24 protein-coding genes are annotated in these 24,755 nt (G+C 73.8%); 6 read left to right on the top strand and 18 right to left on the bottom strand.

What is annotated here, in order from left to right:
• The first annotated feature begins 9 nt into the window (after positions 1-9).
• The gene (locus AB0472_RS22040; RefSeq protein WP_366358169.1) at positions 10-762 is read left to right on the top strand and encodes a glucose 1-dehydrogenase; all 753 of its coding nucleotides are present in this window, start codon (positions 10-12) and stop codon (positions 760-762) included.
• Here the strand turns inward: AB0472_RS22040 and AB0472_RS22035 are convergent.
• The 17 genes from AB0472_RS22035 to AB0472_RS21955 form a co-directional block, all read right to left on the bottom strand.
• Positions 759-1,814: an MBL fold metallo-hydrolase gene (locus tag AB0472_RS22035; RefSeq protein ID WP_366358168.1), complete on the bottom strand. Its 1,056-nt coding sequence runs from the start codon at positions 1,812-1,814 to the stop codon at positions 759-761. The two genes, AB0472_RS22040 and AB0472_RS22035, sit on opposite strands and share 4 nt — an antisense overlap.
• Positions 1,811-3,361 carry a class I adenylate-forming enzyme family protein gene (locus AB0472_RS22030; RefSeq protein ID WP_366358167.1) on the bottom strand — a complete coding sequence of 517 codons (1,551 nt, stop codon included), beginning with the start codon at positions 3,359-3,361 and terminating at the stop codon, positions 1,811-1,813. The genes AB0472_RS22035 and AB0472_RS22030 overlap by 4 nt, the downstream gene beginning before the upstream one ends.
• A gap of 61 nt (positions 3,362-3,422) precedes the next feature.
• Positions 3,423-3,743 (bottom strand): EthD family reductase, encoded by a 321-nt coding sequence (locus tag AB0472_RS22025; RefSeq protein ID WP_366358166.1) that lies wholly within the window; start codon positions 3,741-3,743, stop codon positions 3,423-3,425.
• 19 nt (positions 3,744-3,762) lie between these two features.
• The gene (locus AB0472_RS22020; protein ID WP_366358165.1) at positions 3,763-4,146 is read right to left on the bottom strand and encodes a nuclear transport factor 2 family protein; all 384 of its coding nucleotides are present in this window, start codon (positions 4,144-4,146) and stop codon (positions 3,763-3,765) included.
• Positions 4,143-4,493: a nuclear transport factor 2 family protein gene (locus AB0472_RS22015; protein WP_366358164.1), complete on the bottom strand. Its 351-nt coding sequence runs from the start codon at positions 4,491-4,493 to the stop codon at positions 4,143-4,145. Before AB0472_RS22015 ends, AB0472_RS22020 begins: the two co-directional genes overlap by 4 nt.
• 100 nt (positions 4,494-4,593) lie before the next feature.
• Complete coding sequence (locus AB0472_RS22010; protein ID WP_366358163.1) at positions 4,594-5,220, bottom strand: TetR/AcrR family transcriptional regulator; 627 nt, start codon at positions 5,218-5,220, stop codon at positions 4,594-4,596.
• A gap of 121 nt (positions 5,221-5,341) precedes the next feature.
• Positions 5,342-6,130 carry an enoyl-CoA hydratase/isomerase family protein gene (locus AB0472_RS22005; protein ID WP_366358162.1) on the bottom strand — a complete coding sequence of 263 codons (789 nt, stop codon included), beginning with the start codon at positions 6,128-6,130 and terminating at the stop codon, positions 5,342-5,344.
• Entirely contained in the window at positions 6,127-6,897 is a 771-nt protein-coding gene (locus AB0472_RS22000) for an SDR family oxidoreductase (RefSeq protein ID WP_366358161.1), read from the bottom strand. Before AB0472_RS22000 ends, AB0472_RS22005 begins: the two co-directional genes overlap by 4 nt.
• Positions 6,894-7,670: an SDR family oxidoreductase gene (locus AB0472_RS21995; RefSeq protein ID WP_366358160.1), complete on the bottom strand. Its 777-nt coding sequence runs from the start codon at positions 7,668-7,670 to the stop codon at positions 6,894-6,896. The genes AB0472_RS22000 and AB0472_RS21995 overlap by 4 nt, the downstream gene beginning before the upstream one ends.
• Positions 7,667-8,881: an acyl-CoA dehydrogenase family protein gene (locus tag AB0472_RS21990; RefSeq protein WP_366358159.1), complete on the bottom strand. Its 1,215-nt coding sequence runs from the start codon at positions 8,879-8,881 to the stop codon at positions 7,667-7,669. Before AB0472_RS21990 ends, AB0472_RS21995 begins: the two co-directional genes overlap by 4 nt.
• A gap of 12 nt (positions 8,882-8,893) precedes the next feature.
• Positions 8,894-9,874: a phosphotransferase family protein gene (locus AB0472_RS21985; RefSeq protein WP_366358158.1), complete on the bottom strand. Its 981-nt coding sequence runs from the start codon at positions 9,872-9,874 to the stop codon at positions 8,894-8,896.
• Positions 9,871-11,082 carry an acyl-CoA dehydrogenase family protein gene (locus tag AB0472_RS21980; protein WP_366358157.1) on the bottom strand — a complete coding sequence of 404 codons (1,212 nt, stop codon included), beginning with the start codon at positions 11,080-11,082 and terminating at the stop codon, positions 9,871-9,873. The genes AB0472_RS21985 and AB0472_RS21980 overlap by 4 nt, the downstream gene beginning before the upstream one ends.
• Before the next feature lie 106 nt (positions 11,083-11,188).
• Positions 11,189-12,337 carry a thiolase family protein gene (locus AB0472_RS21975; RefSeq protein WP_366358156.1) on the bottom strand — a complete coding sequence of 383 codons (1,149 nt, stop codon included), beginning with the start codon at positions 12,335-12,337 and terminating at the stop codon, positions 11,189-11,191.
• Positions 12,334-12,705, bottom strand: coding sequence for an OB-fold domain-containing protein (locus AB0472_RS21970; RefSeq protein ID WP_366358155.1), 372 nt, complete (start codon positions 12,703-12,705; stop codon positions 12,334-12,336). The genes AB0472_RS21975 and AB0472_RS21970 overlap by 4 nt, the downstream gene beginning before the upstream one ends.
• Positions 12,690-13,478, bottom strand: a complete 789-nt coding sequence (locus AB0472_RS21965) for an enoyl-CoA hydratase/isomerase family protein (protein ID WP_351803895.1) — start codon at positions 13,476-13,478, stop codon at positions 12,690-12,692. The genes AB0472_RS21970 and AB0472_RS21965 overlap by 16 nt, the downstream gene beginning before the upstream one ends.
• Before the next feature lie 91 nt (positions 13,479-13,569).
• Complete coding sequence (locus AB0472_RS21960) at positions 13,570-14,703, bottom strand: acyl-CoA dehydrogenase family protein (protein ID WP_366358154.1); 1,134 nt, start codon at positions 14,701-14,703, stop codon at positions 13,570-13,572.
• 11 nt (positions 14,704-14,714) lie between these two features.
• Positions 14,715-15,521, bottom strand: a complete 807-nt coding sequence (locus AB0472_RS21955; protein WP_366358153.1) for an SDR family NAD(P)-dependent oxidoreductase — start codon at positions 15,519-15,521, stop codon at positions 14,715-14,717.
• Positions 15,522-15,589: 68 nt separating this feature from the next.
• On the opposite strand from AB0472_RS21955, the gene AB0472_RS21950 reads away from it, so the two are divergent.
• The 5 genes from AB0472_RS21950 to AB0472_RS21930 all read left to right on the top strand — a co-directional run bounded on the left by AB0472_RS21950 (position 15,590) and on the right by AB0472_RS21930 (position 23,071).
• The gene (locus AB0472_RS21950; RefSeq protein WP_366358152.1) at positions 15,590-16,657 is read left to right on the top strand and encodes an NAD(P)-dependent alcohol dehydrogenase; all 1,068 of its coding nucleotides are present in this window, start codon (positions 15,590-15,592) and stop codon (positions 16,655-16,657) included.
• Between the two features lie 153 nt (positions 16,658-16,810).
• A complete protein-coding gene (locus AB0472_RS21945) occupies positions 16,811-18,181 on the top strand; it encodes an FAD-dependent oxidoreductase (RefSeq protein ID WP_366358151.1) in 1,371 nt (456 codons plus the stop codon).
• A 165-nt stretch (positions 18,182-18,346) separates the two neighbouring features.
• Complete coding sequence (locus tag AB0472_RS21940; RefSeq protein WP_366358150.1) at positions 18,347-19,216, top strand: branched-chain amino acid ABC transporter permease; 870 nt, start codon at positions 18,347-18,349, stop codon at positions 19,214-19,216.
• A 12-nt stretch (positions 19,217-19,228) separates the two neighbouring features.
• The gene (locus AB0472_RS21935) at positions 19,229-21,793 is read left to right on the top strand and encodes an ATP-binding cassette domain-containing protein (protein ID WP_366358149.1); all 2,565 of its coding nucleotides are present in this window, start codon (positions 19,229-19,231) and stop codon (positions 21,791-21,793) included.
• A gap of 117 nt (positions 21,794-21,910) precedes the next feature.
• Complete coding sequence (locus tag AB0472_RS21930) at positions 21,911-23,071, top strand: ABC transporter substrate-binding protein (protein WP_366358148.1); 1,161 nt, start codon at positions 21,911-21,913, stop codon at positions 23,069-23,071.
• A 59-nt stretch (positions 23,072-23,130) separates the two neighbouring features.
• Here AB0472_RS21930 and AB0472_RS21925 read toward each other — a convergent pair whose 3' ends face one another.
• Positions 23,131-24,681, bottom strand: coding sequence for a carboxylesterase family protein (locus AB0472_RS21925; RefSeq protein WP_366358147.1), 1,551 nt, complete (start codon positions 24,679-24,681; stop codon positions 23,131-23,133).
• Positions 24,682-24,755: the final 74 nt, after the last annotated feature.

Here is a 24,755-nt window from a genome sequence, read left to right as displayed (position 1 = left end):
GGGACGGACATGACGGAGACGAGGCTGGGCGGTCGGGTGGCCCTGGTGACCGGCGCGACCGGAGGCATCGGCGACGCCGTCGCACGACGGCTCGCGGCCGAGGGTGCCGCGGTGGTGGTGACGGACGTCGACGCGGAGCGCTGCGAGAAGCTCGCCGCGGAGATCGGGGGCGGGGCCCTCGGACTGGCGCTGGACGTGACCGACGAGTCGGCCTGGGAGTCCGTCGTGGACCGGGTGACCGGCCGGCTCGGCTCGCTGTCCGTGCTGGTGAACAACGCCGGGATCGCCGCGATGCGGACCGTCGAGACGGAGACCAGGGAGTCCTGGGACCAGGTGATCGCGGTCACCCAGACCGGGGTCTGGCTGGGCATGAAGCACGCCGGTGCGGCCATCGAGAGGTCCGGCGGCGGCTCGGTCGTCAACGTCGCGTCGATCTTCGGCACGGTCGGCGGCTTCGGTTCCCAGTTCTCCTACCACGCGGCCAAGGGCGCCGTACGCCTCATGACGAAGAACGCCGCGCTGCACTGGGCGCGGCGCGGGGTCCGGGTCAACTCCCTGCATCCCGGCTTCATCGAGACGCCCCGCTCCCGTGAGCTGTGGCGGGACACACCGCGGTTGGCCGCGATGCTCGACGGCACGCCGCTCGGCCGGCTCGGCACGCCCGAGGAGGTCGCGGCGGCCGTGGCGTTCCTGGCCTCCGACGACGCGAGCTTCATGACCGGCTCGGAGCTGTACGTCGACGGAGGCTGGACGGCACGTTAACCGGCGGACGCGGTGTAGTGGTCGACGCCGTCGGCCGACCGGGTACGCCGGACGTGACCGCGGGCCGCCAGTACGTCGAGGTGGGCCGCGGTCTCGTTGACCGCGAGCATCTGGTTGAAGGCGTCCAGGTCGGCGAAGGCGAGCTTGCGCCGCGTCCACCCCAACTCCCCCGCCACGTCGTGGGCGTCGAGCGTTCGGTCACCGAGGACCGCCAGGGTCTGGGCAAGCCGGTCGTCGTGGTGGGCCAGCAGCTCGCCGACCCGGGCGTGCACGCTGTCGCCCACCGGGCCGTGCGCCGGCAGCAGCCGGGCGTCCGCGAGCGTCGTCATCGTCCGCAGCGAGTCGAGGTAGTCCCCCAACGGCAGCTCGGACGGGCCCAGTTCGAAGCCGATCGACGGGGTGATGTGCGGGAGGACGTGGTCCCCGGAGAAGAGCAGGCCGCGGGCGTGGTCGAGGTAGACGACGTGGCCCCGGGTGTGACCCGGTGTCGGGACGACCTGCAACGTGGCGTCGCCGAAGCGGAGTTCCTCCGCCTCCAGCCAGCGGTCCGGGGCCTCCCACACGCCCGGGTCGAAGTCGCCGTGGTCCATCGCGGCCACCCGTTCGGCGAGTTCGCCCGCGCCGGAGCGCGTCAGCGTCTCCAGGGAACCGGCCGGCTGCGTGGTACGGAGCGATCCGAGCAGGTCCAGGCCCCGGCGCTCGCCCGAGCCCAGGTAGACCCGGGAACCGAGCAGTCTGCGCAGTGCGACGGCCTGGGTGTAGTGGTCGCGGTGGATGTGGGTGACCAGGATGTGGCTGATCTCGCCGAGGTCGTGGCCGAGGCCGGCGAGCGCGTCCTCCAGCGCCGCGCGGGACTCGGGGACCGACCAGCCCCCGTCGACCAGGACCAGCCCTTCCGCCAGGCCTTCCAGCGCGTACACGTTGACCGCGCGCAGTCCGTCGTCCGGCAGCGGCAGCGGGATGCGGTGGACCCCGGGACGTACCGTCTCGGCGCCCGCCTCCGCCCACCGGCCGCGGTCGAAGCGGGGGGTGCGGGTCGTGGGGGAGGTCATGCGTCTCCTTGCTGGTGCGACGGCCGGTGGGGGTGCGAGACCGGCTCCGGGGTGAGCCGGGTGTGCAGTTCGTGCGCGAGCCTGCGGGCTCCGGAGCGGTCGAGCTTGCCCACCGTGGTCTGCGGCAACTCGGCCACGGTGAAGGCGAATTCGGGCCACTTGGCCTTGGACAGGCCGGTGCGGTCGAGGTGTGCGGTGAGATCGCCGAGGCCGATGCCGTCGTGGCCGTCCTCCGGGACCACGAGCACGGCCGCCCGTTCGCCGAGCAGCGGGTCCGGCACCGGCACCACACACGCCCGGGCGACCCCCGGGTGGGCGGCGACGGCACGCTCGATCTCGGTGATGTCGAGGTTGCGGCCGCCCCGGATGATGACGTCCTTCTCCCGGCCCATGACGGTGACCGTCCCGTCGTCGCCGGTGACCAGCAGGTCCCCGGTGGGGAAGAAGCCGTCCGGGGTGAGGGCGGGCGGTTCGACCTTGCCGTCACGGGCGTAGCCCAGGAAGAGGGAGGGGCCGCGCACCTGGGCCCGGCCGGTCGTGCCGGGGCCGAGGACGGCGCCGTCGGCGCCGACCGCGCGCAGCTCGGTGCCGGGGAACGGGCGTCCGTCCCGGCCCAGCCGGATCTCCTCGGGGTCGTCCGGCCGGGGGGAGGTGTGCCCGAGACATTCCGACATGCCGAAGACACGCAGGATCCGGGTCCCGAGGGAGCGTTCGGCACGGGCGAGGGCGCCACGGTCCATGGGGCCACCGCCGACGGTGAGGGAGCGGACGCCTTCGAGGACCCGTGACCCGGCGGCCGCCGAGCCCATCTGCAGTGCCATGGTCGGCACGCACATGGTCCACCGGACGTCGTTCGCGGACATCCGCGCCAGTGCCTCCTCGCGGTCCCACCGGCCGCTCAGCACGAGCGGGCCGCCGAGCATCAGCGCCATGGCGACGCCGAAGCAGTAGGCGGCGGTCGAGGAGAGGGGCACGATCGCCGCCACCGCGTCGCCGGTCCGCAGTCCGTTGATCTCCGCGGTACGGGCGCACGCGTAGCGCAGGGCGCCCTCGGACTGGACCACCCCTTTGGGCCGGCCGGTGGAGCCGGAGGTGAGGCCGATGAGCGCGCCCCCGGACCAGCGGGAGACATCGCGCGGCCCGTGGCCGGTGAGGACCTGCCAGCCGTCGAGCACCTCGGCGGTCCGCGCGCCCGCCACCCCCTCCCCCGCCCGCCATTCCCCGGCCGCGGACGGCTCGGCGACGACGGCGTCGGGGCGGATGTCCTCCAGGGCCGCCGCGAACTCGGCCCGGGTCGTGTGCCGGTTGACCAGGGCCAGGACGCCACCGGTCAGCCCCACGGCGAGGGTGGCGGCCACGGTGCGCCAGGAGTTGTCGGCCTGGAGCAGGACGGTCCCGCCGGGCGAGCCGTCCGGGGCCATGGCGTCGGCCAGTCGGACCGCGCGCGCCAGCAGGTCGCGCGCGCCGTACCGGCCCGTGTCGTCGACGACGGCGGTGAAGTCGCCCTTCTCCGCGCGTTGCTGGAACTCCCGCACTGTCTGTCGCATCCGCTGCTTCCTCGCCTCTTCGCGCGAAAGATGGTGGTGGCTGTCAGGCCCCGACGGGCGTTCAGCCCGGGTACATGTCCATCTCGCCGCCCATGACGGCGATCCTCCGGCCCCGCATGTCCCCGACCTGGGCGACCGCGGCCGCCCACTCGGGGCTCTCCAGGGCCTCGCGCAGGGCCTCCGCGGTGTCGAAGCCCAGGACGGAGACCCCGTCCCAGCCCTCGGAGCGCGGTTCGAGGGCCGTGTCGACGTCGGTGTGCCGCCAGGACCGCAGGCCGGGCAGGGTACGGGTGAGTTCGGCGTGTTCGCCGCGCCACCAGGCGATGAACCGCTCGTGCGTCCACTCGGGCGGCCGGGCGGCCAGCAGGACCAGGTTGTACATCGCGCCCTCCTCGGGTTTGTCAGGTGAACAGCACCTCGGGCGAGCGCCCGATCATCAGCCGCCGCAGCCGGCCGTTCTCGTCCAGCCGTGCGCCGGCCACGAAGGTCGCCTCCGGCACCCCGGAGCGCCGCACCTCGCCGAGGAACAGCTCGTCCCGGCCGACGGTGCCCGCCGTGAGCAGGTGGTGGGTGCGGACGCCCACCTGCCGCTGGGCGAGGTACCCCACCATCTCGGGCCGGCCACCGTGGAAGTCGGCAGCGCCGCCGTCGCCGGTCGAGAACAGGATGGAGAACGAGAAGTCGTCGCTGATCAGGTCCAGGATGCGGTCCGCGTCCTCGCTGTCGAGGATGGCGAACCACCGGGTCAGGAACGCTGCGGTGGACTGCGCGGCGGGGGCGGTCACGGCCGGTCCACCAGGTCGAAGCCGGTGGTGAAGAAGGACTGGTAGCGGGCCATCAGCCCGGCGGGCGAGACCTGTACGGCGGAGAGGAACGCCCCCGTGGTCACGCCCTGCTCGACGACGAAGCCGTACGCGGTCTCGACGTCGCCGTCGACCGCGTACCTCTTGATCTCGTGGGTACGGTCCACGGCCCGGCGCCCGGCTATGTACGCGGCGAACTCCTCGCGTGAGGATCCGCTGCGCTCACCGCCGGGCAGGGCGATGAGGAAACGGAATCCGGGCTCCACCAGTTCCAGGGCCTTCTCCGGATCCTGGCCGTCCATGCGGGCCATGTATTCGCGAAGCACCATTGCCGATCGCTCTCCCTACCAGAACCTTGCAGCAACCTGAGTTCAGTTCAGTTTGATCCCGGGACGGCCGCCCCGGCAAGGGGCGGGACGGACCCGGAGGTTATTCGGCGACCATGCGCACCACGCACCCCTCGATCATCTCGCTGATCTCGGAGAGCGGGATCGCCCCGGTCGGGCGGTACCAGCGCCAGACGCTGACGATCATGCCGAGCACGGCCAGGCCCAGGGTGTGGGCGTCACGCAGCGGGAAGGCCCCCTTGGACATGCCCCGCATCAGCAGGTTGGTCCAGTCCCGCTCGACCATCTGCACGAGCTGGCGGGCCGCGACCCGCTCGGTCTCCTCCCGCTTGGACTTGCGCGGGTTGGCCAGCAGGGACATGTTCGCCTGGAGGATGCGCATCTGGCGGATCTCCTGTTCGGTGACGGCGAAAGCGGTGCGCACCGCCGCGCGCACCTCCTCGACCGGCTCCGTCACGTCCTTCGTGGCCTCGACGAACTGGTCGTGGGAGCGCTGGAGCTCCAGGCGCATGATGGTGAGCAGGCAGTGGGCCTTCGACTCGAAGTAGTGGTAGAGCGCCGTCTGCCCGATGCCGACCCGGTCGGCGACCTCGGACCACTTGGTGCTCTCGTAGCCGTCCTCCCCGAACCGCTCCACCGCGGCCACCAGGATGGCCGCCCGCTTCGACCTGGGCCCCTCCTCCGGATCCACGATCCGTGCCCTTGCCATCGTCTCTCCCTCTGCTCCACGGCCGGTTCCGATCACCGTCCGGTCGTCCGAGAGTAGACCCAAGTTCAGGTCGGCTACGACTCGACGGGACGCACGGGTTCGGACGGCCCGGCCCGGCCCGTCACCGCGCCGCCGCACGCCCGAAGTCCGGCGGGCGCCGGCCGAGGAACGCGGCCATGCCCTCCTGCCCTTCCGCCGACACGGCGGCCGCGGCCAGCCGGCCGGCCTCCGCGTCGAGCTGTTCGTCCAGCCCCGCCGAGAACGCGCCGGCGACCAGCCGCCGGGTCACGCCGCAGGCGCCGGGGGCCCCGCGTGCCAGTGTCCGCGCGGCGGCCTCGGCCTCCGCAAGGAGCCGTTCCGGCGCGACCACCCTGCTCACGAGCCCGATCTCCAGGGCCTCCGCGGCCGACACCCTCCGGTTGGTCAGCAGGAGGTCCAGGGCCCGCCTCGGGCCGACGAGACGGGGCAGCAGCCAGCTCACCCCGGCGTCCGGTGTGTACCCGATCGCGGTGTATGCCGCGGTGAAGTGGGCGTCCGCGGCGGCGAACCCGAGGTCGGCGGCCATGGCCAGCCCGAGACCGGCCCCCGCGGCCGCCCCCTGCACGGCCGCCACCACCGGCGCGTCGAGGCGGGCGAAGATCCGCAGCGCCCCGTGCAACGCCCCGGTGACGTCGGTGAGATGCCCGGCCAGCCGCTCCCCGGGCAGGGCCCCGAACTCCTTCAGGTCACCGCCCACGCAGAAGGACGGCCCCCGCCCGGTGAGCAGCACCGCCCGCACCCGGGCCGCCTCGCACTCCCGAGCCGCCTCCAGCAGTCCCCGGGCCGTCGCGAGGTCGATCGCGTTGCCCGCGCCGCGGCACATCTCGACGTGCGCCACCCCGGCGTCGTCGACCCCGACCGTGACCCTCATCGCGCCGTCCACCCGCCGTCCACGGTGAGCACCTGGCCCGTGCAGTACGAGGACGCGTCCGATGCCAGGTACAGCAGCGCTCCGTCCAGCTCGCCCGGCGCGCCGCCGCGCCCGAGCATCGTGCCGCGCTCCACCCAGCGCCGGGAGCGTTCGTCGGTGAACAGCCCGTCGGTCATCTCGGAGCGGAACCACCCGGGTGCGAGGGCGTTCACCCGCACCCCCGCCTCGCCCCACTGTCCGGCCAGTTCGCGCGTCAGCCCGAGGAGCCCCGCCTTGGAGGCGGCGTAGGCGGCCCCGCCGAGCGGGGCACCGGCCACGAGCCCGAGGACGGAGGAGACGTTGACGACCGATCGCGTACGGCCGTCCACGCACCGCGCCTCGGCGAGCAGCCGGGCGAGATGGAAGGGGGCCACGAGGTTGACGGCCAGGACGTCCGCGAAGTCGCCGGGGCTCTCGTCCTCGGCGCGCACGGCGCCGGGTGCCCCCGCGTTGTTGACCAGGACGTCGAGCCGGCCGCCGTGCCCGAAGGCGGTCTCCGTCAGCCGGACCCGGTCCGCCTCCCTCGCCACGTCGCAGACGACCGGGTGGATGCGCGGGTCGCCGTCGGCCAGGTCCTTCAGCCGGTCCGGCCGCCTGGCCGCCGCGAACACGGTGGCCCCGGCGGCGGCCAGCACCGTGGCGAAGCGCGCGCCCAGCCCCGACGAGGCCCCGGTGACCACGGCCGTCCGGCCGTCGAGCGAGAACAGGTCCGCGCCCGCGCCGGTCATCCCTCCACCCCGATCGGCAGTGCGGTAGCCCCGCCGTCCAGGACGAGGGTCTGTCCGGTCATCCAGGAGGAGGCCCCGGACGCGAGGAACACCGCCGCATTCGCCACGTCCTCGACGGTGCCCAGCCGGCGCAGGGGCAGCTTCGCGGTGAGGATCGGCTCCCTCGGCTCCCATACGGCCCGCGCCAGTTCGGTCTTGATCAGGCCGGGCGCGATGGCGTTGACCCTGGCGTGCGGCCCGAGTTCGTAGGCGAGCTGCCGGGTCAGGTGGAGCATCGCCGCCTTGGTGGCGTTGTACCAGCCGATGTGCGGATCGACGACCAGCCCGCCGACCGAGGCGATGTTGACGACGGCTCCCCCGTGCTCGCGCATCCACGCCTGCCAGGCGTGCCTGGTCCAGACGACCATGCCGTACTGGTTGACCTCGACGGTCTTGCGGGCGCGCGCCGGGTCGAGGTCGAGGAGCGGGCCCATGTAGGGGTTCGTGGCCGCGTTGTTGACCAGGACGTCGAGCCGGCCGAACCGGCCCATGGTCTCCGCGACGCAGCGTTCGGCGTCCTCGGGCCGGCCCGCGTGGGCGACCACCCGGTGCACCTCGCCGTCACCCTTGGCCCGCAGCAACTCCTCGCGCGCGACGGCCAGTCCGTCCGGCTTGCGGGCGGCGACCACCACATGGGCGCCCGCCTCCCGGTACGCCTTCGCGATGCCGAGCCCGATCCCCCGGGAGCCGCCGGTGATCACGGCCACCCGTCCCTCCAGTGCCTGTCCGGTCACGCCGACTCCTCGGGGTACTTCGCCAGTTCGCGCCGGGCCACGGTGCGCAGGTGCACCTCGTCCGGGCCGTCCGCGATCCGCAGCGCCCGGGTGATGGCGTAGAGGCGGCCCAGCACGGTGTCGTCGCTGACCCCGGCCGCCCCGTGCGCCTGGACCGCCCGGTCCACCACCCGGTGGGCCACCTCCAGCGCGGCCACCTTGATCGCGGCGACCTCCGTGCGGGCGGCCGCGTTGCCCGAGGTGTCCATCAGCCAGGCCGACTTCAGGACCAGCAGGCGCAGCTGCTCGATCTCGATCCGGCTGCGGGCGATCCACTCGCGCACGACGCCCTGTTCGGCGAGCGGGCCGCCGAAGGCGGTGCGGGTCAGGGCCCGTCGGCACATCAGCTCCATGGCGCGTTCGGCGAATCCGACCGCCCGCATGGCGTAGTGCATCCGGCCCGGCCCCAGCCGTCCCTGGGCCAGTGCGAACCCGTCGCCCTCGCCGCCGAGCAGCGCGGACACCGGCACCCGCACGTTCTCGAAGAGCACGTCCCCGTGCCCGCAGCGGTCGGTGTAGCCGAACATGGGCAGATCGCGCAGGACGGTGATGCCCGGGGTGTCGCGCGGGATCAGCAGCATGCTCTGCTGCCGGTAGGCGGGTGCGCCGGGATCCGAGACCCCCATCAGGATGATCAGCCGGCAGTCCGGGTCCAGGATCCCCGAGGTGTACCACTTGTGGCCGTCGACGACGTACTCGTCGCCGTCCCGCGTGATCCGGGTGCGGATGTTGCGTGCGTCGGAGCTGGCCACCTCGGGCTCGGTCATGGCGAAGCAGGAGCGGATCTCGGCGGCCAGGAGCGGCCGCAGCCAGCGGTCCTGCTGTTCCGGTGTGCCGTAGAGGGCGAGGAGTTCCATGTTGCCGGTGTCGGGGGCCGCGCAGTTGAAGACCTCGGGTCCGATGACGGAGCGGCCCGCCAGCTCGGCGAGTGGCGCGTATTCGAGGTTGGTGAGCCCGGCGCCCCAGCCGCCGTGGGCGAGGAAGAGGTTCCACAGTCCCTCGGCGCGTGCCTTCTCGCGCAGCTCCCGCATGATCGGGGGGAGTTCGTGCGGGTCGTCCGCCTCGGCGAGCTGACGGTCGTGGACGGGTTCGGCGGGCAGGACGTACTCCGCCATGAACGCGGCCATGCGCGAGCGGAGTTGTTCGGCCCTCGGGGAGAGTCCGAAATCCATGGGATGGCTCCTTCAGGACCGTGGGGAGCGTCGGGCGAGGATGCCGGCGGCCGCGCGGATCATCGCCGCGATGGTCGGGGGCAGCCGTTCCTGGTCGGGGTCGTGGTGCTTGCCCTCGCGGTGCCTGCGCAGGTTGTGGCCCATGATCGCGGCCATCTTGGTGCGGGCCAGGGCGCGGAACCAGTCGAGGGCGGCCGGTTCGGGACGGCCGTCGAGGTAGGCGGTGAGCAGTTCCTCCTCGGTGGGCAGGCCGGGGACCGGGCGACCGAGGCGGGGGAAGTTGCGGTGGTCGGCGAAGAGCAGGAACCACGCGAGGTCGATCCGCGGATCGCCGTACGCCCAGATCTCCCAGTCCACGACGGCGACGGGCCGCTCGCCGCGGCACAGGACGTTGCCGAGACGGAAGTCGCCGTGGGTGAGGGCGGGGCTCGTGCGGCCGGGGATCCGCGCGGCCAGAGCCGTCAGCACCGCCGCCGAACCGGGCCGGAGTTCGTCCGGGACGGCCCGCATGGTGCGGCTCCACCGGTCCAGCTCTCCCGCCGGATCCAGCGTCTCGGGAGCCGCCGCGCCCGGCGTCGCGTGCAGGTCCCGCAGCACGCCGGCCAGGGCCAGCATGCGGGTCCGGCACAGACCGGGATCGAGCCGGTGTTCGTCGAGGACCGGCTCGACGGCCTCGCCGTCCACGAACTCCATGGCGAACCAGGCAGGTTCGGTCTCGTCCACGGCCACCACGGCCGGGACGGGCACCGGCGATCCGGCGAGGGCGCGCAGGATCCGGGCCTGCCGCAGGACGTCGTTGCGGCCGACGGCGCGCTGTCCCGGTGGCACCGCCTTCACGACGTACGACACCTCTCCGGCCGTGACCGAGTAGGTGAGGCCCGAGTGGCCGCCGGGCAGGGTGCGCAGGTCGCCCGGCGGCTCGTGCGGGTGCCGGGCGGCGAGTCGTGCGCGGACCCGCCGTCCGAGTTCGGCCGCTTCGGTCGTCGTATTCAATTCCCTGTCCCCTTCGGCTCTTTGGGCAGCCCGAGCACGCGCTCGGCCAGGATGTTGCGCTGGATCTCGTCGCTGCCGCCGGCGATGCGGTAGCCGGGAGCGCCGAGCAGGTGCTCGGTCCAGGCGAAGGTGCCCCACTCCCCCGTGTCGGCGGCGAGCCGTGGTCCGAGGAGCTGCTGGACGAGATCGGTGGTGGCGCGCATGGTGGCGGTGGCGTGCAGCTTGCCGACGGATGCCTCGGCGCCCGGCTCCCGGCCGGCCGCCAGGGCCGCCGTCACCCGCAGTCCGGTGAGCCGCTGGACGAGCGTGCGGACGTAGAGCCCGGCCGCCTGCTGCTGTTCTCCGCCGGTGAGCGGGCGATCCAGGTGCCGGGCGAGGTCCAGGGCCCGGTCGGCGTTGTCGAGGCCCAGGCCGCCGGAGTCGAGGCGCTCGGCCGCGAGCACGGTGAGCGTGACCCGCCAGCCCTCGCCGACCGGGCCGAGCCGGTCGGTGTCGGGCACGAAGACGTCGTCCAGGTAGACCTCGTTGAAGCTGGAGCCGCCGGTCATCTGCCGGATGGGCCGCACGGTCACGCCCGGCGCGTCCATCCGGACCAGGAGGACCGTGATGCCCGCGTGTCGGGGGGCGTCCGGGTCGGTGCGGCAGACGGCCACGCCCCAGGTGGCGACCCCGGCACCGGACGTCCACACCTTGTGGCCGCGCACCACCCAGCCGTCGCCCTCCCGTACGGCCCGGGTGCGGACGCCGGCCAGGTCGGACCCGGCCTCGGTCTCCGAGAAGAGCTGGCAGGCGAGTTCGTCGGTGCGGAGCATGGGGCGCAGCCAGCGGCGCTTCTGTTCGTCCGTGCCCCAGATGCGGACGGCCGGCGCGACGAGCTGCTGGGTGACCGGGAAGACCTCGGTGCGCCGCGGCACGTCGAAGGCAGCCTCCTCGGCGCGGTACAACTGTTCGTAGTACGGGGGAAGTTCGCGGCCCCCGTACTCCGGCGGCCAGCCGAGGGCGCCCCAGCCCTGGTCGTACCGGGTCCGCTCCCACCGCCGTACCAGGTCGGTGTGGGCACGCTCCTGCGCTTCGGTCCGGTTCTCGAAGACCGCCACCGAGTCGTCGCCGCGGCCCCAGTCCTGGTGCGCCGCGCGCTCCTTCGCCACGCCGGCCAGCCAGTTCCGGGCCTCGGCGCGGAACTCCGCGGGCTCGGGAATGCCGCTCATGGTCCTCCGACCTCCCTTCTTCTCCTCGATGCCTGGATGCGTCGACCCCTGGACGCGTCGATGTCTGGATGCGTCGATGCCTGGACGCCTGGACGCCTGGACGCGGTCAGCGGGTCAGCACGGTGCAGGCGCTGACGCCCGGCGCCCCGTAGACGTGGGTGAAACCGGCCGCCGGGTCACCCGGCACCTGGCGTTCACCGGCCCGGCCGCGCAGTTGCTGGACGACCTCGTGGACCTGGCGCAGTCCGGAGGCGCCGACGGGTTCGCCGTTGGCGATGCAGCCGCCGTCGGTGTTGACGGGCAGCGAGCCGCCGATGCCGGTCGCTCCGAACGGGATGAGCGACTCCTGCTCGCCGTGTGCGCAGAACCCGCACTCGGCCAGGTGCATCACCTCGGCCCCGCTCTCGGTGTCCTGGAGCTGGCAGACGTCGATGTCTCCCGGGCCGAGCCCGGCCTCCTCGAAGGCGTGCCGGGCGGCGTCCGCGCTGACGCTGGTCGGGCTCCCGGGCGGCGCCCAGGGGCTGAACACCTCGAAGGAGCCGAACCGCCGGGTCCGTACGACGGCCGCCCGCAGCGTGACCGGTGTACCGCCGAGTTCGCGGGCCATGGCGCGGCTGCACAGGACCAGGGCGACCGCCCCCTGGCCCGGCGAGCAGAACATGTACCGGGTCAGCGGGTCGTTGACCATGCCGGACGCGAGGATCTCGTCGGCGTCGAGCCGCCCCCGCCGCCAGGCAAGGGGGTTGAGCGCCCCGTTGGCGTACGCCTTCTCGGCCACCAGGGCGAGGGTGCGGGCGCTGATGCCGTGGTCGTGCATGTACCGCTGGATCTTCATCGCGAAGAACTGGGTGGTGACCATCAGCCCGTCGCGGCCGTAGGCCTCGTCGAGGCCCCAGTCGGCGGGCCGTGGGTCGAAGGCGCCGCGCGGGTGCTTGTCGAAGCCGACGGCGAGCGCCACGTCCGCCGCCCCCGACCGGATGGCGTTGACCGCCGACACCAGCGCGCTGCCGCCGGTCGCGCAGCCGTTGCGGACGTTGGTGAACGGCACCCCGGTCAGGCCGAGTTCGGCGACCAGCGTGTCGGCGTTGCCGGCGGCGTCGCTGCCGCCGTACGCGGCCCGCACCCGCGACCACGGCAGGCCGGCGTCCTGGAGCGCGTCGCGGACGGCCCGCACGGCCAGCTCCCGGCCGCTCGCCTCCGTCCGGGCGAAGGAGGTGATCCCGGCACCGCAGACGAGCACGTCCTCGCCGCTCATGCGACCGCTCCGGTGGCCCTCGGCACGCCGTCGGCCGCGGTGACGGTGACCGGCATGCCGATCTCCGCGTCCTCGGGCGCGATGTCGAGGGCGGCCAGCACCCGTACGCCTTCGGGGAGTTCGACGTATCCGACGGTGAACGGCGTGAACCCGGCGGCGGGCGGGAGGTACGGCGGCGACTTGGGCGCGTACCGCTGCACGGTCCAGGTCCACAGCGTGCCCGTGGCGGAGAGCACCACCGGCTCGGCCGGTCCCCCGCAGCGGGGGCACCCGGGGCGGGCCGGGTACACGGCGACCGCGCAGTCGGCGCACCGGGAGCCGCGCAGCCGGCTCCCGGTCCCCGCCGGGGCGCTCAGCGGCCCTTCCACTGCGGTTCCCGCTTCTCCAGGAAGGCCGCCACGCCCTCCGCCGCGTCCTCGGAGTTGAGCATCACGCCGACGGCGAGGTGCTCCATGACCATCAGGGACTGGATGTCGGCGTCGAGGCTCCGGTCGATGGTCATCTTGGTGATCCACATGGTGAACGGGCTCTTGTCGACGAGCTGGTCGGCGAACTCCTCGACGGTGGCGTCGAGTTTGTCGGCGGGCGCCGAGGAATTGATGAGCCCGAACTCCGCGGCCTCCACCCCGGTGAGCAGCTTGCCGGTGAGCATGAGCTCCTTGGTCTTGCGGACGCCGATCATGCGCGGCACCCGGTAGATCGGCCCCGCGCCGCCGAACAGGGCGCGGCGGATGTGGAAGTCGCCGATCAGGGCGTCGTCCGCGGCGATCGCGAAGTCGCAGGAGATCATCAGCTCGAAGCCGCCGGCGGTGACGTGCCCTTCGAGGACCGCGATGGACGGGGTCTTCATCGAGTACAGCCGGTCGCAGACCTTGGCCGACAGCACGGCGACGTCGATCGCGTTGGACCTGCCGACGAAGTCGGCCTTGAGGCTGTCCAGGTCGAACCCGGAGCAGAAGGTGTTGCCGCGCCCACGCAGCACCAGCACGCGCAGTTCGGGGTCCGCGTCGACCTCGGTGATGATCTCGTCGAGGCGGTTGAGGATCGGCACGGTCACACAGTTCTTCTTGTGCGGGCGGTTCAGCCAGACCCGCGCCACGTGCCCGTCCCGCTCGAACTGGATCTCGTCTTCGACTGCCATAAGCTCCTCCAAACTGAACTGAATTGAGTTCGATTCTGGGGGCGGTGGATGCCCCTGTCAATGGTCGGGACGGCCGACGAGCGGCGAACGGTCAGTCGCCGTCGCGGGCCAGGCCCAGCAGGCGGGCCAGGCGCGGGCACTGGTCGTCCGCCGTGCCGAACAGCGCCTCGTCGGCCCTGGCGCGGCGCACGTAGAGGTGGGCCGGATGCTCCCAGGTGAAGCCGATTCCGCCGTGGAGCTGGACGTACTCGGTGACGGCCAGGCGGTACGCACCGGTGCAGACGACCGCCGCGGCGCTCGCGGCGACGGGCAGTTCCGGCCGCCGCGCGGCCAGGCAGGCGCTCGCGTACGACGACGCCGAGCGGGCGCCCTCGACCGCGACGAGGAGGTCGGCCAGCCGGTGCTTGACCGCCTGAAAGGATCCGACCTTCCGACCGAACTGAGTTCGGCTGGACACATAGTCGAGGGTCGCGTCGAGCGCGTGGGTACTGCCGCCCACGTGTTCGGCGGCCAGTGCCACCCGCCCGGCGTCCAGCACCGCGGCGGCGATCGCCGGGGCCTGCCCCGGCGCACCGACCGGATCGGCCGGGGCTCCGGCGAAGCGGACCAGCGCCTGCCGCCGGGTGGGGTCGAGGACACGGCGCGCCGTGCGCCGGCAGGTCGCGGCGTGAGGGGTGCAGGCGAACAGCCGCTCACCGTCCGGGGCGCGGGCGGCGACGAGCAGCAGATCGGCACCCTCGCCGTCCGGCACGAAGTCCGCCTCGCCGCGCAGCACCCAGCCCTCGGGACCGCGCTCGGCGGTGACCCGGGCCGGGTGCAGCACTCCGGCGACAGTGGCCGTACGGGCTCCGGAGGCGATGCCGGGCAGCCCGCGTTCGCAGGCCCGCCGGTCGCCACTGGCCAGCAGGGCCTCCGCGGCGAGCACCACGGTCGGCAGCAGCGGCGCGGGCCACAGGACACGGCCCGTCTCCTGCAGGGCGACGGCGAGTTCCGCGAAGGTGTAGCCGGCGCCGCCGTACTCCTGCGGGATCGCGAGGCCGTGCACGCCGATCTCGCCGGCGAGCCTGTCCCACAGCGCCCGGTCGAATCCGCGCGGGCTCGCGGCCTGTTCGCGGACCTGCCCGGGCCCGCAGGAACGGCTGAGCACCTCCCTCAGCACCGTTCGTAGTTGACGCTGCTCCCCGGTCTCCACCAGCAGCGCGGGATCGACATCGAGCCGGACCATCCGAACCTCCCTCACACCGTGAACCGTCCACCGTTGGCCAGCAGCACCGCGCCCACGAGATTCGCCGCGTCCCCGCTCGCCAGGAACAGGGCGATGTCGGCGATCTCCTCCGGCGTGGCGTAGGGCCGGACCCGCGGGTCGGCGAAGCCGCGTCTCAGCACCGTGGGCGTGCGTTCCGCCATGCCCGTCCGCGTCGGCCCCGGCGCCACCGTGTTGACGCGGACGCCGAACGCGAACGCCTCCTTGGCGACGGCCTGGCTGAGCGCGTGCGCTCCGGCCTTCGACGCCGCGTAGTGCGGGTAGCCGGCCAGGGTGTCGAAGGCCGAGGAGGAACCGACGGTGACGACCGCGCCGGACCTGCGGGGCACCATGACGCGCAGCGCGGCGCGCAGCACGTGGAAGGTGCCGTCGAGGTTGACCCGCAGCACCCGCCGCCACGCGTCGTCGTCCAGCCTCGCGGTCACCTCGGGCGGCCGGTCGCCGAGCAGCGCCTCGGCGATCCACTCCTTGGCCGCCGGGTCGTCGACACCGGCCGCGTGCACCACCACGTCAAGACGCCCGTGCGCCGCGGTCGCCGCCGTGAACGCCCGGTCGACCTGTGCGGGGTCCGCGACGTCCATGGCCAGCGCGTGCGCGCCGGACAGCTCCCCGGCCACGGCCGCGGCGGCGGCGCCGTCGATGTCGGCGGCGACGACCTCCGCGCCCTGGTCCGCCAGTCGCCGGGCGACCGCCGCGCCGATACCGGAACCCGCACCGGTGACCAGAGCGACGCGTCCGCCGAACCGGCCCGCCCTCCCGTCACCGCGTTCGCCACCCATACGGCCACCTCTCCCTCCACCCACGCCATCTCTACTGAACTGACTTCATTTTTGTTACCGTCTCAGCCATGTCAACAGCCAGAACAAGAGCGGTCCGGCTGACGCGCTGGGGCGGGCCCCCCGTCCTCACCGACGTGCCGCGGCCGGTGCCCACGGGCGAGGAAGTGGTGGTGAGGGTCGAGGCGGCCGGGCTGTGCCGGTCGGACCTGCACGTCGTCGACGCGGCTCCGGGCGGTCTCCCCTACCGGCTGCCGTTCACCCTCGGCCACGAGATCGCCGGCCGGGTGCTGGAGCGGGGGCCGCGGGCCGTGGGTCCGGCGGTCGGCGAGCGCGTCGTCGTGTACGGGCCGTGGGGCTGCGGGCGGTGCGCGAACTGCCGTACGGGCGCGGAGAACTACTGCGACCGGCGACCGGACCTCGACCGGGAGCTGACCGGCACCGGGGCGGGACTGGGCCGGGACGGCGGGATGGCCGACACGGTGCTCGTACCGTCCGGGCGGCTGCTGGTCCCGGTGGGCGACCTGGACGCGGTCCAGGCGGCGCCGCTGACCGACGCCGGGCTCACCGCGTACCACGCCGTCACCGGCGCGGGGCGCCCGCTCGCCGACGGCGCGAGCGTGGTCGTCCTCGGCGTCGGCGGGCTGGGGCACCTCGCGGTCCGGATCCTGCGGGCCACGACCACCGCGCAGGTGCTCGCCGTGGACGTGCGGGAGGAGGCGCTGGTGCTGGCCCACGCGTGCGGCGCGCACTTCTCGACGCTGCTGCGGCCCGACACCGCCCAGGTCCTGCGGGCCCGGACGGGCGGCGCCGGCGCGGTGACCGTGCTCGACTTCGCCGGCAGCCGCTCCAGCCTGGAGCTCGCCGTCGCGGTACTGCGGTCCGGCGGGGAGCTGGTCGTCGTCGGCAGCGGGGGCGGCGAGCTGACGGTCCGCAAGCCCGGCGCGCTCCCTCCCGGGACGCGCATCTCGCTGCCCTTCTGGGGAACGGTCACCGAGCTCGAACGGGTGGTCGCACTGGCCCGCGAGGGTGCCCTGCACGTGGCGGTGGAGCAGTTCGCGCTGTCGAGCGCACCGGAGGCGTTCGAGAGGCTGCGTGCCGGTGCGGTACGGGGGCGCGCGGTCGTCGTTCCCGACTGAACGCCCGGCGGGGTCCTGGACCGTGTTCCCGGCCCAGGCGCCCGTCCGGCCGAAACCGTACCGCCGCAGCCCCCGCATGCCGACCTCTCGACTCCAGAAGTGAGTTCAATTAGCGTCGTGTCTCGGTCAGTGACGCAGAGGCGGAGGCGGCCCATGGGCGCGGACACGGTGGACCTGCTGGTGATCGGGGGCGGCATGGCGGGGCTTTCCGCCGCCGCCCGGGTGGCGGCCGGGGGCGGCTCGGTGGTGCTGGTGGAGAAGGCGGAACGCGTGGGCGGTTCCGCGCGGTTCGCCGGCTTCATCTGGACCGCGCCGACGGTCGGGGAGTTGCGGCGGGTCAATCCGGACGGCGACCCGGAACTGGCGGCGGCCCTGGTCGAGGGGTTCGCGGACGGGGTGGCCTGGGTCCGGTCGGTCGGCGTGGAGTGCAGGCCGCCGGTGCCCGTGCTCGGCTTCGGCCGCGGGCACCAGGTCGACACCAACCACTACCTCGACACCTGCGAACGGCTCGTCCGGGACCACGGCCAGGAGGTGCTGACCGGCACCCGGACCCGGACCCTCCTGACGGAGGACGGCCGGGTGACGGGGGCCGAGTGCCTCCTGCCGGACGGCTCCGCCCGCCGTATCGGGGCCACCTGGACCCTGCTCGCGACCGGCGGCTTCCAGGGCGATCCGGAGCTGCGCGCCCAGCACCTCCACCCGCGCGCCGCGGGCCTCCCGCTGCGTGCCAACCCGCACAGCCGGGGCGACGGACTGACGCTCGGCCTGGCCGCGGGAGGGGCGTTCGGCGCGAAGGACGCCGGTTTCTACGGCCACCTGATGCCGGCGGGCGTCTCCCTGGCCGACCCGGCACGCTTCGTCGACCTCGCGCTCTACTACAGCGAGCACGCCCTGCTGTTCGACACCGCGGGTGAGCGCTTCGTCGACGAGACGGCCGGTGACCACCTCACCGCCATGGCCCTGCTGGACCGGCCGCGGGCCCGCGGTCTGCTGGTCGCCGACGCGCGCGTGCACCGGGAGTGGATGAGCGCCTCGTACGTCGAGGGCATCCCGGGCGTCGACAAGTTCCAGCTGTGCCATCGCGCGGGGGCCCGCTGCGCGGTGGCGGAGGACCTGGCGGACTTCGCGTCGATGCCCGGGGAGTGGGGCTATCCCGGCGCCGTGATCCGTGACCGCATCGGGGAGTTCAACGCCACCGCGGCGTCGGGCGCGGCGCCGGCACCCGGGCGCCTGCTGGACCGCCGACCGCTGGACGAACCGCCCTTCTACGTCGTCGAGGCCGCGCCGGCGGTCACGTTCACCTTCGGGGGCCTGCTGATCGACTCGGCCGCCCGCGTCCTGTCCGGGTCCGCGGACACCGGAACCGACGGGCGCCGGCCCGTCCCCGGGCTGCTGGCGGCCGGCGCGGACGCGGGCGGGCTGTACCGGCGCGCCTACGCGGGCGGCCTCGCCCCCGCCCTGGTCTTCGGGCTGGCGGCGGCCCGCACCGCGCTCACCGGGCGACCCGCGGCCGACGACCGCTGAGACCGCCCACGGGCGGCCCGCACAAATCCCGTGCACGAGTCTTGCCCGTCCGGCCCCGCAGTGCCTAGCTTACTGAAGTGAGTTCACTTTGACTCGGCGCCCGCCGCGGTGCCCGTACATCCCGCACGCGTGGCGTGAAACGCGCTCTTCCCCGAGGGAGGGACTGTGAGTCAGTTCCTGCTTGTCCTGGTCAGCGGTGTGGCGAGTGGAGCCGTCTACGGCCTCATGGGCCTCGGGCTGGTCATCATCTACCGGGCCACGGACGTCGTGAACTTCGCGATGGCGTCGCTCGCGACGCTGGGCCTGTACGTGGCGGTCTCGCTGCACGACCGCGGCGTGGCGACGGTGCTCGGCCTGCTCGCCGCCGTCGTGGTCACCGTCGCGGCGGGCCTGCTGGTGCGCGAGACCGTGATCCGGCCGCTGGGCCAGGGGCAGCTGTTCTCCGCGCTCGTCGTGACCATGGGGGTCTCGCTGATCGCCGAGAACCTGGCCGGGTCGGTCTGGGGCGAGCAGCCCAGGGACTTCCCCAACCTGGTGGACGGCACGGTGCGCTGGTCGGGCGCGGCGCTGCCGGTGCAGAGCCTGGTGACGATCGGTGTCGCCGCGGTGGCGATGGCGCTGGTGGGCTTCCTGTTCTCGCGCACCACGCTGGGCTCGGCGATGCGTGCCGTGGCCGAGTCGGCCGAGACGGCCCGGGTCGTCGGCCTCGGCGCCCAGCGGCTCGCCCGGATCTCCTGGGCCCTCGGCCTCGGTCTCGCCGCGCTGGCCGCGTGCCTGTACGCGCCACGCTCGGGTCTGGCGACCACCGCGCTCACCGCACCGCTGTTCCGGGCCTTCGCGGGAATCTTCCTGGGCGGTCTGACCAGCATGTACGGCGCCGTCGTCGGCGGGTTGGCCATCGGTGTCCTGGACAACCTGGCGGCGAACTACGTCTCCGCCGGCTTCCGCGACACGTTCGTGTTCTCGTTCACCGTGCTGGTGCTGCTGATCCGCCCCCAGGGCCTGTTCGGCACCCGCACCTTCCAGCGCGTCTGAGGGGTCGCATCCATGGTCTTCAACCGTTCGGTCCTGGCGAGGGCCGCCCTGGGACCGGCCGCCGGCGCGGTGCTCATGGTCTTCATGGCGGCCGGGGCGATCCCGGCGTACCAGATGTACTCGGTGGCCCTGGCGGCCGTGTACACGATCGTCGTGCTCTCGGTCGGCCTGCTCGCCGGCTGGTCCGGCATCTGGTCGGTGGGGCACCCCGCGTTCTTCGCCGTCGGCGCCTACTTCGCGGCGTACGGCAGCGCGCACGGCTGGGCGCTGGAGACGGTGGTCCTGGGGGCGGTCGCCGCCGGTGCCGCCCTGGGCGCCTTCCTCGGGTACGCGGGCGCCCGGTTCTCGGTGCTCTACATCGCCCTGCTGACCCTCGCCTTCACCACGGTGACCCTGGAACTGGTCAACAGGTGGAGCAGCGTGACCGGGGGCGACCAGGGAGTGCCGGTGCTCGAATTGCGCAGCGCCCTGGGTCTCGGCACGTTCGCGGGCGGTGGCACGCAGGCCCAGTACCTGGCGGTGGGCGCGGCGGCCGTGGTCCTCGCGCTGGCCGTGCCGGCCCGCGCCTCGGCGCTGCGGATGCGCCTGGTGGCCGCCAAGTCGCATCCGATGGCCGCCCGTACGGTCGGCATCGCGCCGGAGGCCCAGTCGTCGCTGTCGTTCGCGGTGAGCGGGGCGTGCACGAGCTGCGCGGGCGTGCTGCTGGGCCTGATCACCGGGTTCGTCAGCCCGGACCCGTTCTCGCTCGCCTTCGGCATCTCGCTGATCGCGGCGTGCGTGCTCGGCGGGGTCGGCTCGGTCCTCGGCGCCGTGGCCGGCGGCGTCTACCTGACCTGGAGCCCGTCGCTCTCGTCCACCGTGGGGATGCCCCAGCCGGTGGTGCAGGGCGTGGTCCTGATCGCGGTGCTCCTCTTCCTGCCCGCGGGCGCCGTACCGTCCCTCGCGGGGCCCGCGCGGAGCATCCTGCGCCGGGTACGGCGACGGCCGGGGACCGCCTGCCCGCCCGCCCCCGAGCCCGCCGCGGGACAGCCGGAGACGGCACCGCCCCCCTCCTCGGGCTCGCCCGCCGGTCGGCCGCCGGAGGCGTGCGGCGCGGCCCCCGCCCTTCTGCGCCTGGAGCACGTGTCCGTCGCGTACGGCGGGCTCAAGGCCCTGGAGGACGCCTCGCTGTCCGTGCGGCAGGACGAGGTCCTGGCCGTCATCGGGCCCAACGGGGCGGGGAAGACGACCCTGTTGAACGTGCTGTCCGGACTGACCGGCAACGGGCGGGTCAGCGGCACGGCCGACTTCGCGGGACGGCCGCTGCTGACGGCCAGGGCGACCGCGCGACGGCGGCTGGGGATCGGCCGCACCTTCCAGCACGCGGAGGTGTTCTCCGAACTCACCGTCGCCGAGAACGTGCTGTGCACCCGCCGCCGCGTCACGGCCCGCGACCGGGACGCCGTCGCCCGGCTGCTGAGCTCCGTGGGCCTCGCGGACGTGGCGGACCGTCGCCCCGCGGAACTGCCCTTCGGCCTGCAGAAGCGGCTCGACCTCGCGCGGGCGATGGCCGAGCGGCCCCGGCTGCTGATCCTGGACGAACCCTTCGGCGGCCTCGACGCGGGCGAACGGGCCCTGCTGGCCGGGCACATCAGGCGGCTCAACGCCGAGGGCACCGCCGTGGTCGTCATCGACCACGTCCTGGACGACCTGTTCTCCGTCGCCCACCGGGTGCTCGCCTTCGACTTCGGCCGCACCGTCGGCGACGGCGCCCCGGACACCGTGCTCCAGGACCCGAAGGTGCGGTCGTCCTACCTGGGCACGGTCGGCAACCGGGCCCAGCTGCCGGACGCCGTGGGCGAACGGAACCTGATCCGGCTGCGCGGAACGGGTCACTCGTACGGCGGTGTGGCCGCGCTGCGGGACGTCGACCTCGACGTCCGCGAAGGAAGCGTCCTCGGCGTCGCCGGGGCCAACGGCGCGGGCAAGAGCACCCTTGCCGGGATCCTGCACGGCTCGCTCCGGCCGACCCACGGCGTACGGGAGTCGGGCGGTTCGGTCCGCACGAGCCTGGCTCCCGAGGGCCGCGGGCTGTTCAAGACGCTGTCGCTGCGCGAGAACCTGGAGGTCGCGGCGTACGCGGCCGGCATCACCGGCTCGGAGCTGCGCGCGCGCCTGGCGGACACCGTGCAGTGGCTGCCGGCGCGGCTGCGCGACCGGATGTCCGCCCCGGCCGCCGGGCTGTCCGGCGGCGAGCAGCAGATGCTCGCCGTCGCCCGCGCGCTGATCGCCCGGCCGGACGTCCTGATCGTCGACGAACCGGCCCTGGGACTGGCCCCCGCCCTGGTGGACGAGGTCTACGACCGCCTGATCGGGCTGACCCACGACGGCCTGACGGTGGTGCTGCTGGAGCAGTCCCTCAGCCGGGCCCTGTCCGTCTGCCACGAGGTGGCCGTCCTGCACGAGGGCGTCGTCGCCGCTCAAGGACGGCCGGACGACCCGGAGTTCGCGGCCCTGGCGGAAGCCGCGTACTTCAGCGGCGGCCCGGTGCCGGCCACGGCCGAAGCGGCCGCCGCCCGGACCTCCCAGGTGCGGTGACATCCGTCGCGCCTGCCGCACCCCTTGCACCCGCACTAACCGTTGTGATCGTAGTGAACGAGGTGGACCGTGTTCCGGACAACCAGCAGATCCCGCCGCGCCGCGGGAGCGACAGCCGTGCTCGCCGTACTGGCACTGACCGCAAGCGCGTGCGCCGGTCAGGACTCGGCGTCGGCGGGCGGCGACTCCTCCGAGATCCACATCGGCGCGTGGCTGCCCCTCACGGGCTCCACCGCCACGTACGGCGTGGCCGAGAAGGCGGGCGCCGACGCGTACTTCAAGATGCTCAACGCGCAGGGCGGCGTCAACGGCCGCAAGGTCGACTGGACCGTCAAGGACAACGCGGCCGATCCGCAGCAGACCGTGCAGATCGCACGTGAACTGGTCGGCCAGGACAAGGTCGTGGCCATCGTCAACGCGAACGGCACCTCCCAGGCGGAGGCGGCCTTCCCGTTCGTCCTCACCCAGTCCAAGGTGCCGGTCCTCAACGAGGTGGGCGGCGCCGAGAACTGGTACAAGCCGCCGCGCGCCGGTCTGTTCGGCACCCAGACCCTCTACGAGGACCAGGCCGCGGCGGTCGCCGCGTGGGCGGTGCAGGACGGCGCGAAGAAGATCCTCGTCGTGCACAGCGACCCGGCCGCGTTCGTGAACGTCGCCGAACAGGTGGCGCCCGTGGCGAAGAAGCTGGACCCGTCGGTCGACGTCGAGCGGCTGCCGGTCAAGTACCAGACCACCGACTACACACCGGTCATCAGCAAGGTGAAGTCGGCGAAGCCGCAGGCGGTCGTCCTGATCCTCACCTCCCCCGAGGCGGCCGCCTTCCTCAAGGAGGCCAAGCTGCAGGGTCTCTCCCTGCCCACGTACGCCTACGCCCCGGTGGCGGCCGAGTCGACGATCGCCCTGGCCAAGGACGCCGCGGAGGGGCTCAAGGCCGTCCAGCTGGTCAAGGCGCCCTCGGACGACGATCCGGCGGTCAAGGAGTTCCGGACCGCGATGGCCACGTACGAGCCCGGCCAGACCGCCGGCTTCCTCGCCCTGTGGGGCTGGAGCAACGCCAAGGTGTTCGCCGAGATCGCGAAGAGCGTCAAGGGCCCGGTCACGGCCCGGTCCCTCACCGCGGCCTACCAGAAGGCGGCCAAGGTGGACCCGGGGGTGTCGCCGGTCATGAGCTTCAGCGCCGACAACCACCTGGGGACACGCAGCGTGCAGAAGGTGGTGGTGAGGAACGGCGTCTGGACCTCTGTGGGCGACTTCTACACTCCCCCGGCACGCGACTGAGGCTCCCCGCACGACGCGGTTCCGCCCGCCTCGGGGGTCTCGGGCAGGGGCGGGGCCGGTCACCCGAGCGCGCTCCAGAACGCGCAGTGGTGGCGGGACTCCGCCGTCCGGGTGGGGACGACCTGGTCCGGTGCCAGGGAGAGCACCGTGTGCCGGGACCAGGCGGGCGTCGACGGGCCGTTCGGGTCGGCGGTGCGGGCGAAGCCGGCCCAGTAGTCGATCATGGTGTCGGCCAGCCGGTGCTGTGCCGCGGTCAGTTCGCGGGCGCGGCCGCCCAGGTCGAAGAGGTAGGGCAGCTCACTCGCGTGCGGCGCGCCGAGCGGGAACGGCGGTGTGCCCGGGGTGAGGGGCGGGGCGTGCTCGTCGGCGAACTCGTAGCGCCAGACGGGCACCCGGGACGCGAGCAGGCCTGCGGTGCGCGCCGTCGGGCAGGCGAAGTCCGCGTCACCGATGACCGCGCCGAACACCGGGCCGCCGTCGGTGCCGCGCACCGGGTACTCGCGGACGACCGCCTCGGCCTGCCCCGGGGCGGGGAAGAAGGCGGCGGCGACGTCGGGCCAGGTGGCGGGGGTGACGGCGGTGCCGGCCTCGATGATGCCGGCGGACCAGGCGGTGCCCTCGTCGTGGTTGTTCCCGATGAGCACGGGGACCCGGTGGAAGCGGCCGCGGGCGATCGCCGCCGCGGGATCACCGGGCAGCAACGGGGTGCCGTAGGCGGGCTGTTGATCCGTGTCCTGGTCCGCGAGCAGCCGGGAGACACGCACCCGCCGCAGACAGGCGAGGACGTCGCCGGAGGAGCCGCAACCGGCTTTCGCCGCGAGGTCCGCGCCTGCCTCGCGGGCCGTGGACAGGGGGACGGCGGACGGTGCGAAGGGGCGGTCGGGGCTGCCGGTGCAGGGGCCGCTCTCGATGATCGCCCGGTCGAAGAGTCCGGCGGCCGCGGGGGAGGCGAGCTGGGCGCAGACGCTGTAGCCGCCCGCGGACTCGCCGGCCAGCGTCACGTCGTGCGGGTCGCCGCCGAAGGCACCGATGCCGGCGCGCACCCAGCGCAGCGCCGCCTGCTGGTCGGCCAGCCCGAAGGTGCCGGAGCCGGGCAGCCCCGCGTGCGCGAGGAAACCCAGCGCCCCGAGACGGTAGTCGACGGTGACGACCACGACGTCGCCCCGGACGGCCATGCGGTGGGCGTCGTACGAGCTGCCCGCCCCGGTGGTGAGACCGCCGCCGTGCAGCCACACGATCACCGGCCTGGGGCGCGCGGGGCGCGCGCCGTCGGGTGTCGTGACGTTCAGGTGGAGGCAGTCCTCGTCGGTGCTGCCGCCGGGCACCTCGCCGGCCTGCTGTGGGCAGGCGCTCGCGGGCCGGGTCGCGTCCCGTGTCCCGGCCCAGGCGGCCGGACGGCGCGGCGCCGCCCAGCGCAGCGCGCCGACCGGCGCGGCCGCGTAGGGGATGCCCTCGAAGGTGCGGTATCCGTCGTGCGCGGCCCCCCGCACCAGTCCGTCGGGGGTGCGCACCGTCGTGGCCACGGCGGGCCGGGCGGGTGGCACCGGAGACCAGGCCGTCGCCAGTACGGCGGTCAGGGCGCAGGCCAGTGTGGTCAGGGTGCGGTGCATGGTCGTCGTCTCCCCCTTGCGATCGGTCGTCCCGCAATACGGCCGGTCGTCCGGCCCTGCGGCAAGTCGGCTGG

The sequence above is a fragment of the Streptomyces sp. NPDC086777 genome (genome assembly GCF_040702065.1).
In the GTDB taxonomy this organism is placed as follows: Bacteria; Actinomycetota; Actinomycetes; order Streptomycetales; family Streptomycetaceae; genus Streptomyces.
This window is presented reverse-complemented; position numbering and strand designations above follow the sequence as displayed.

Coding starts and splice junctions, on each gene's coding strand:
- AB0472_RS22040 (WP_366358169.1), top strand. CDS start 10: ATGACGGAGACGAGGCTGGGCGGTCGGGTGGCCCTGGTGACCGGCGCG.
- AB0472_RS22035 (WP_366358168.1), bottom strand. CDS start 1,814: ATGACCTCCCCCACGACCCGCACCCCCCGCTTCGACCGCGGCCGGTGG.
- AB0472_RS22030 (WP_366358167.1), bottom strand. CDS start 3,361: ATGCGACAGACAGTGCGGGAGTTCCAGCAACGCGCGGAGAAGGGCGAC.
- AB0472_RS22025 (WP_366358166.1), bottom strand. CDS start 3,743: ATGTACAACCTGGTCCTGCTGGCCGCCCGGCCGCCCGAGTGGACGCAC.
- AB0472_RS22015 (WP_366358164.1), bottom strand. CDS start 4,493: ATGGTGCTTCGCGAATACATGGCCCGCATGGACGGCCAGGATCCGGAG.
- AB0472_RS22010 (WP_366358163.1), bottom strand. CDS start 5,220: ATGGCAAGGGCACGGATCGTGGATCCGGAGGAGGGGCCCAGGTCGAAG.
- AB0472_RS22005 (WP_366358162.1), bottom strand. CDS start 6,130: ATGAGGGTCACGGTCGGGGTCGACGACGCCGGGGTGGCGCACGTCGAG.
- AB0472_RS22000 (WP_366358161.1), bottom strand. CDS start 6,897: ATGACCGGCGCGGGCGCGGACCTGTTCTCGCTCGACGGCCGGACGGCC.
- AB0472_RS21990 (WP_366358159.1), bottom strand. CDS start 8,881: ATGGATTTCGGACTCTCCCCGAGGGCCGAACAACTCCGCTCGCGCATG.
- AB0472_RS21980 (WP_366358157.1), bottom strand. CDS start 11,082: ATGAGCGGCATTCCCGAGCCCGCGGAGTTCCGCGCCGAGGCCCGGAAC.
- AB0472_RS21975 (WP_366358156.1), bottom strand. CDS start 12,337: ATGAGCGGCGAGGACGTGCTCGTCTGCGGTGCCGGGATCACCTCCTTC.
- AB0472_RS21965 (WP_351803895.1), bottom strand. CDS start 13,478: ATGGCAGTCGAAGACGAGATCCAGTTCGAGCGGGACGGGCACGTGGCG.
- AB0472_RS21960 (WP_366358154.1), bottom strand. CDS start 14,703: ATGGTCCGGCTCGATGTCGATCCCGCGCTGCTGGTGGAGACCGGGGAG.
- AB0472_RS21955 (WP_366358153.1), bottom strand. CDS start 15,521: ATGGGTGGCGAACGCGGTGACGGGAGGGCGGGCCGGTTCGGCGGACGC.
- AB0472_RS21950 (WP_366358152.1), top strand. CDS start 15,590: ATGTCAACAGCCAGAACAAGAGCGGTCCGGCTGACGCGCTGGGGCGGG.
- AB0472_RS21945 (WP_366358151.1), top strand. CDS start 16,811: ATGGGCGCGGACACGGTGGACCTGCTGGTGATCGGGGGCGGCATGGCG.
- AB0472_RS21935 (WP_366358149.1), top strand. CDS start 19,229: ATGGTCTTCAACCGTTCGGTCCTGGCGAGGGCCGCCCTGGGACCGGCC.
- AB0472_RS21925 (WP_366358147.1), bottom strand. CDS start 24,681: ATGCACCGCACCCTGACCACACTGGCCTGCGCCCTGACCGCCGTACTG.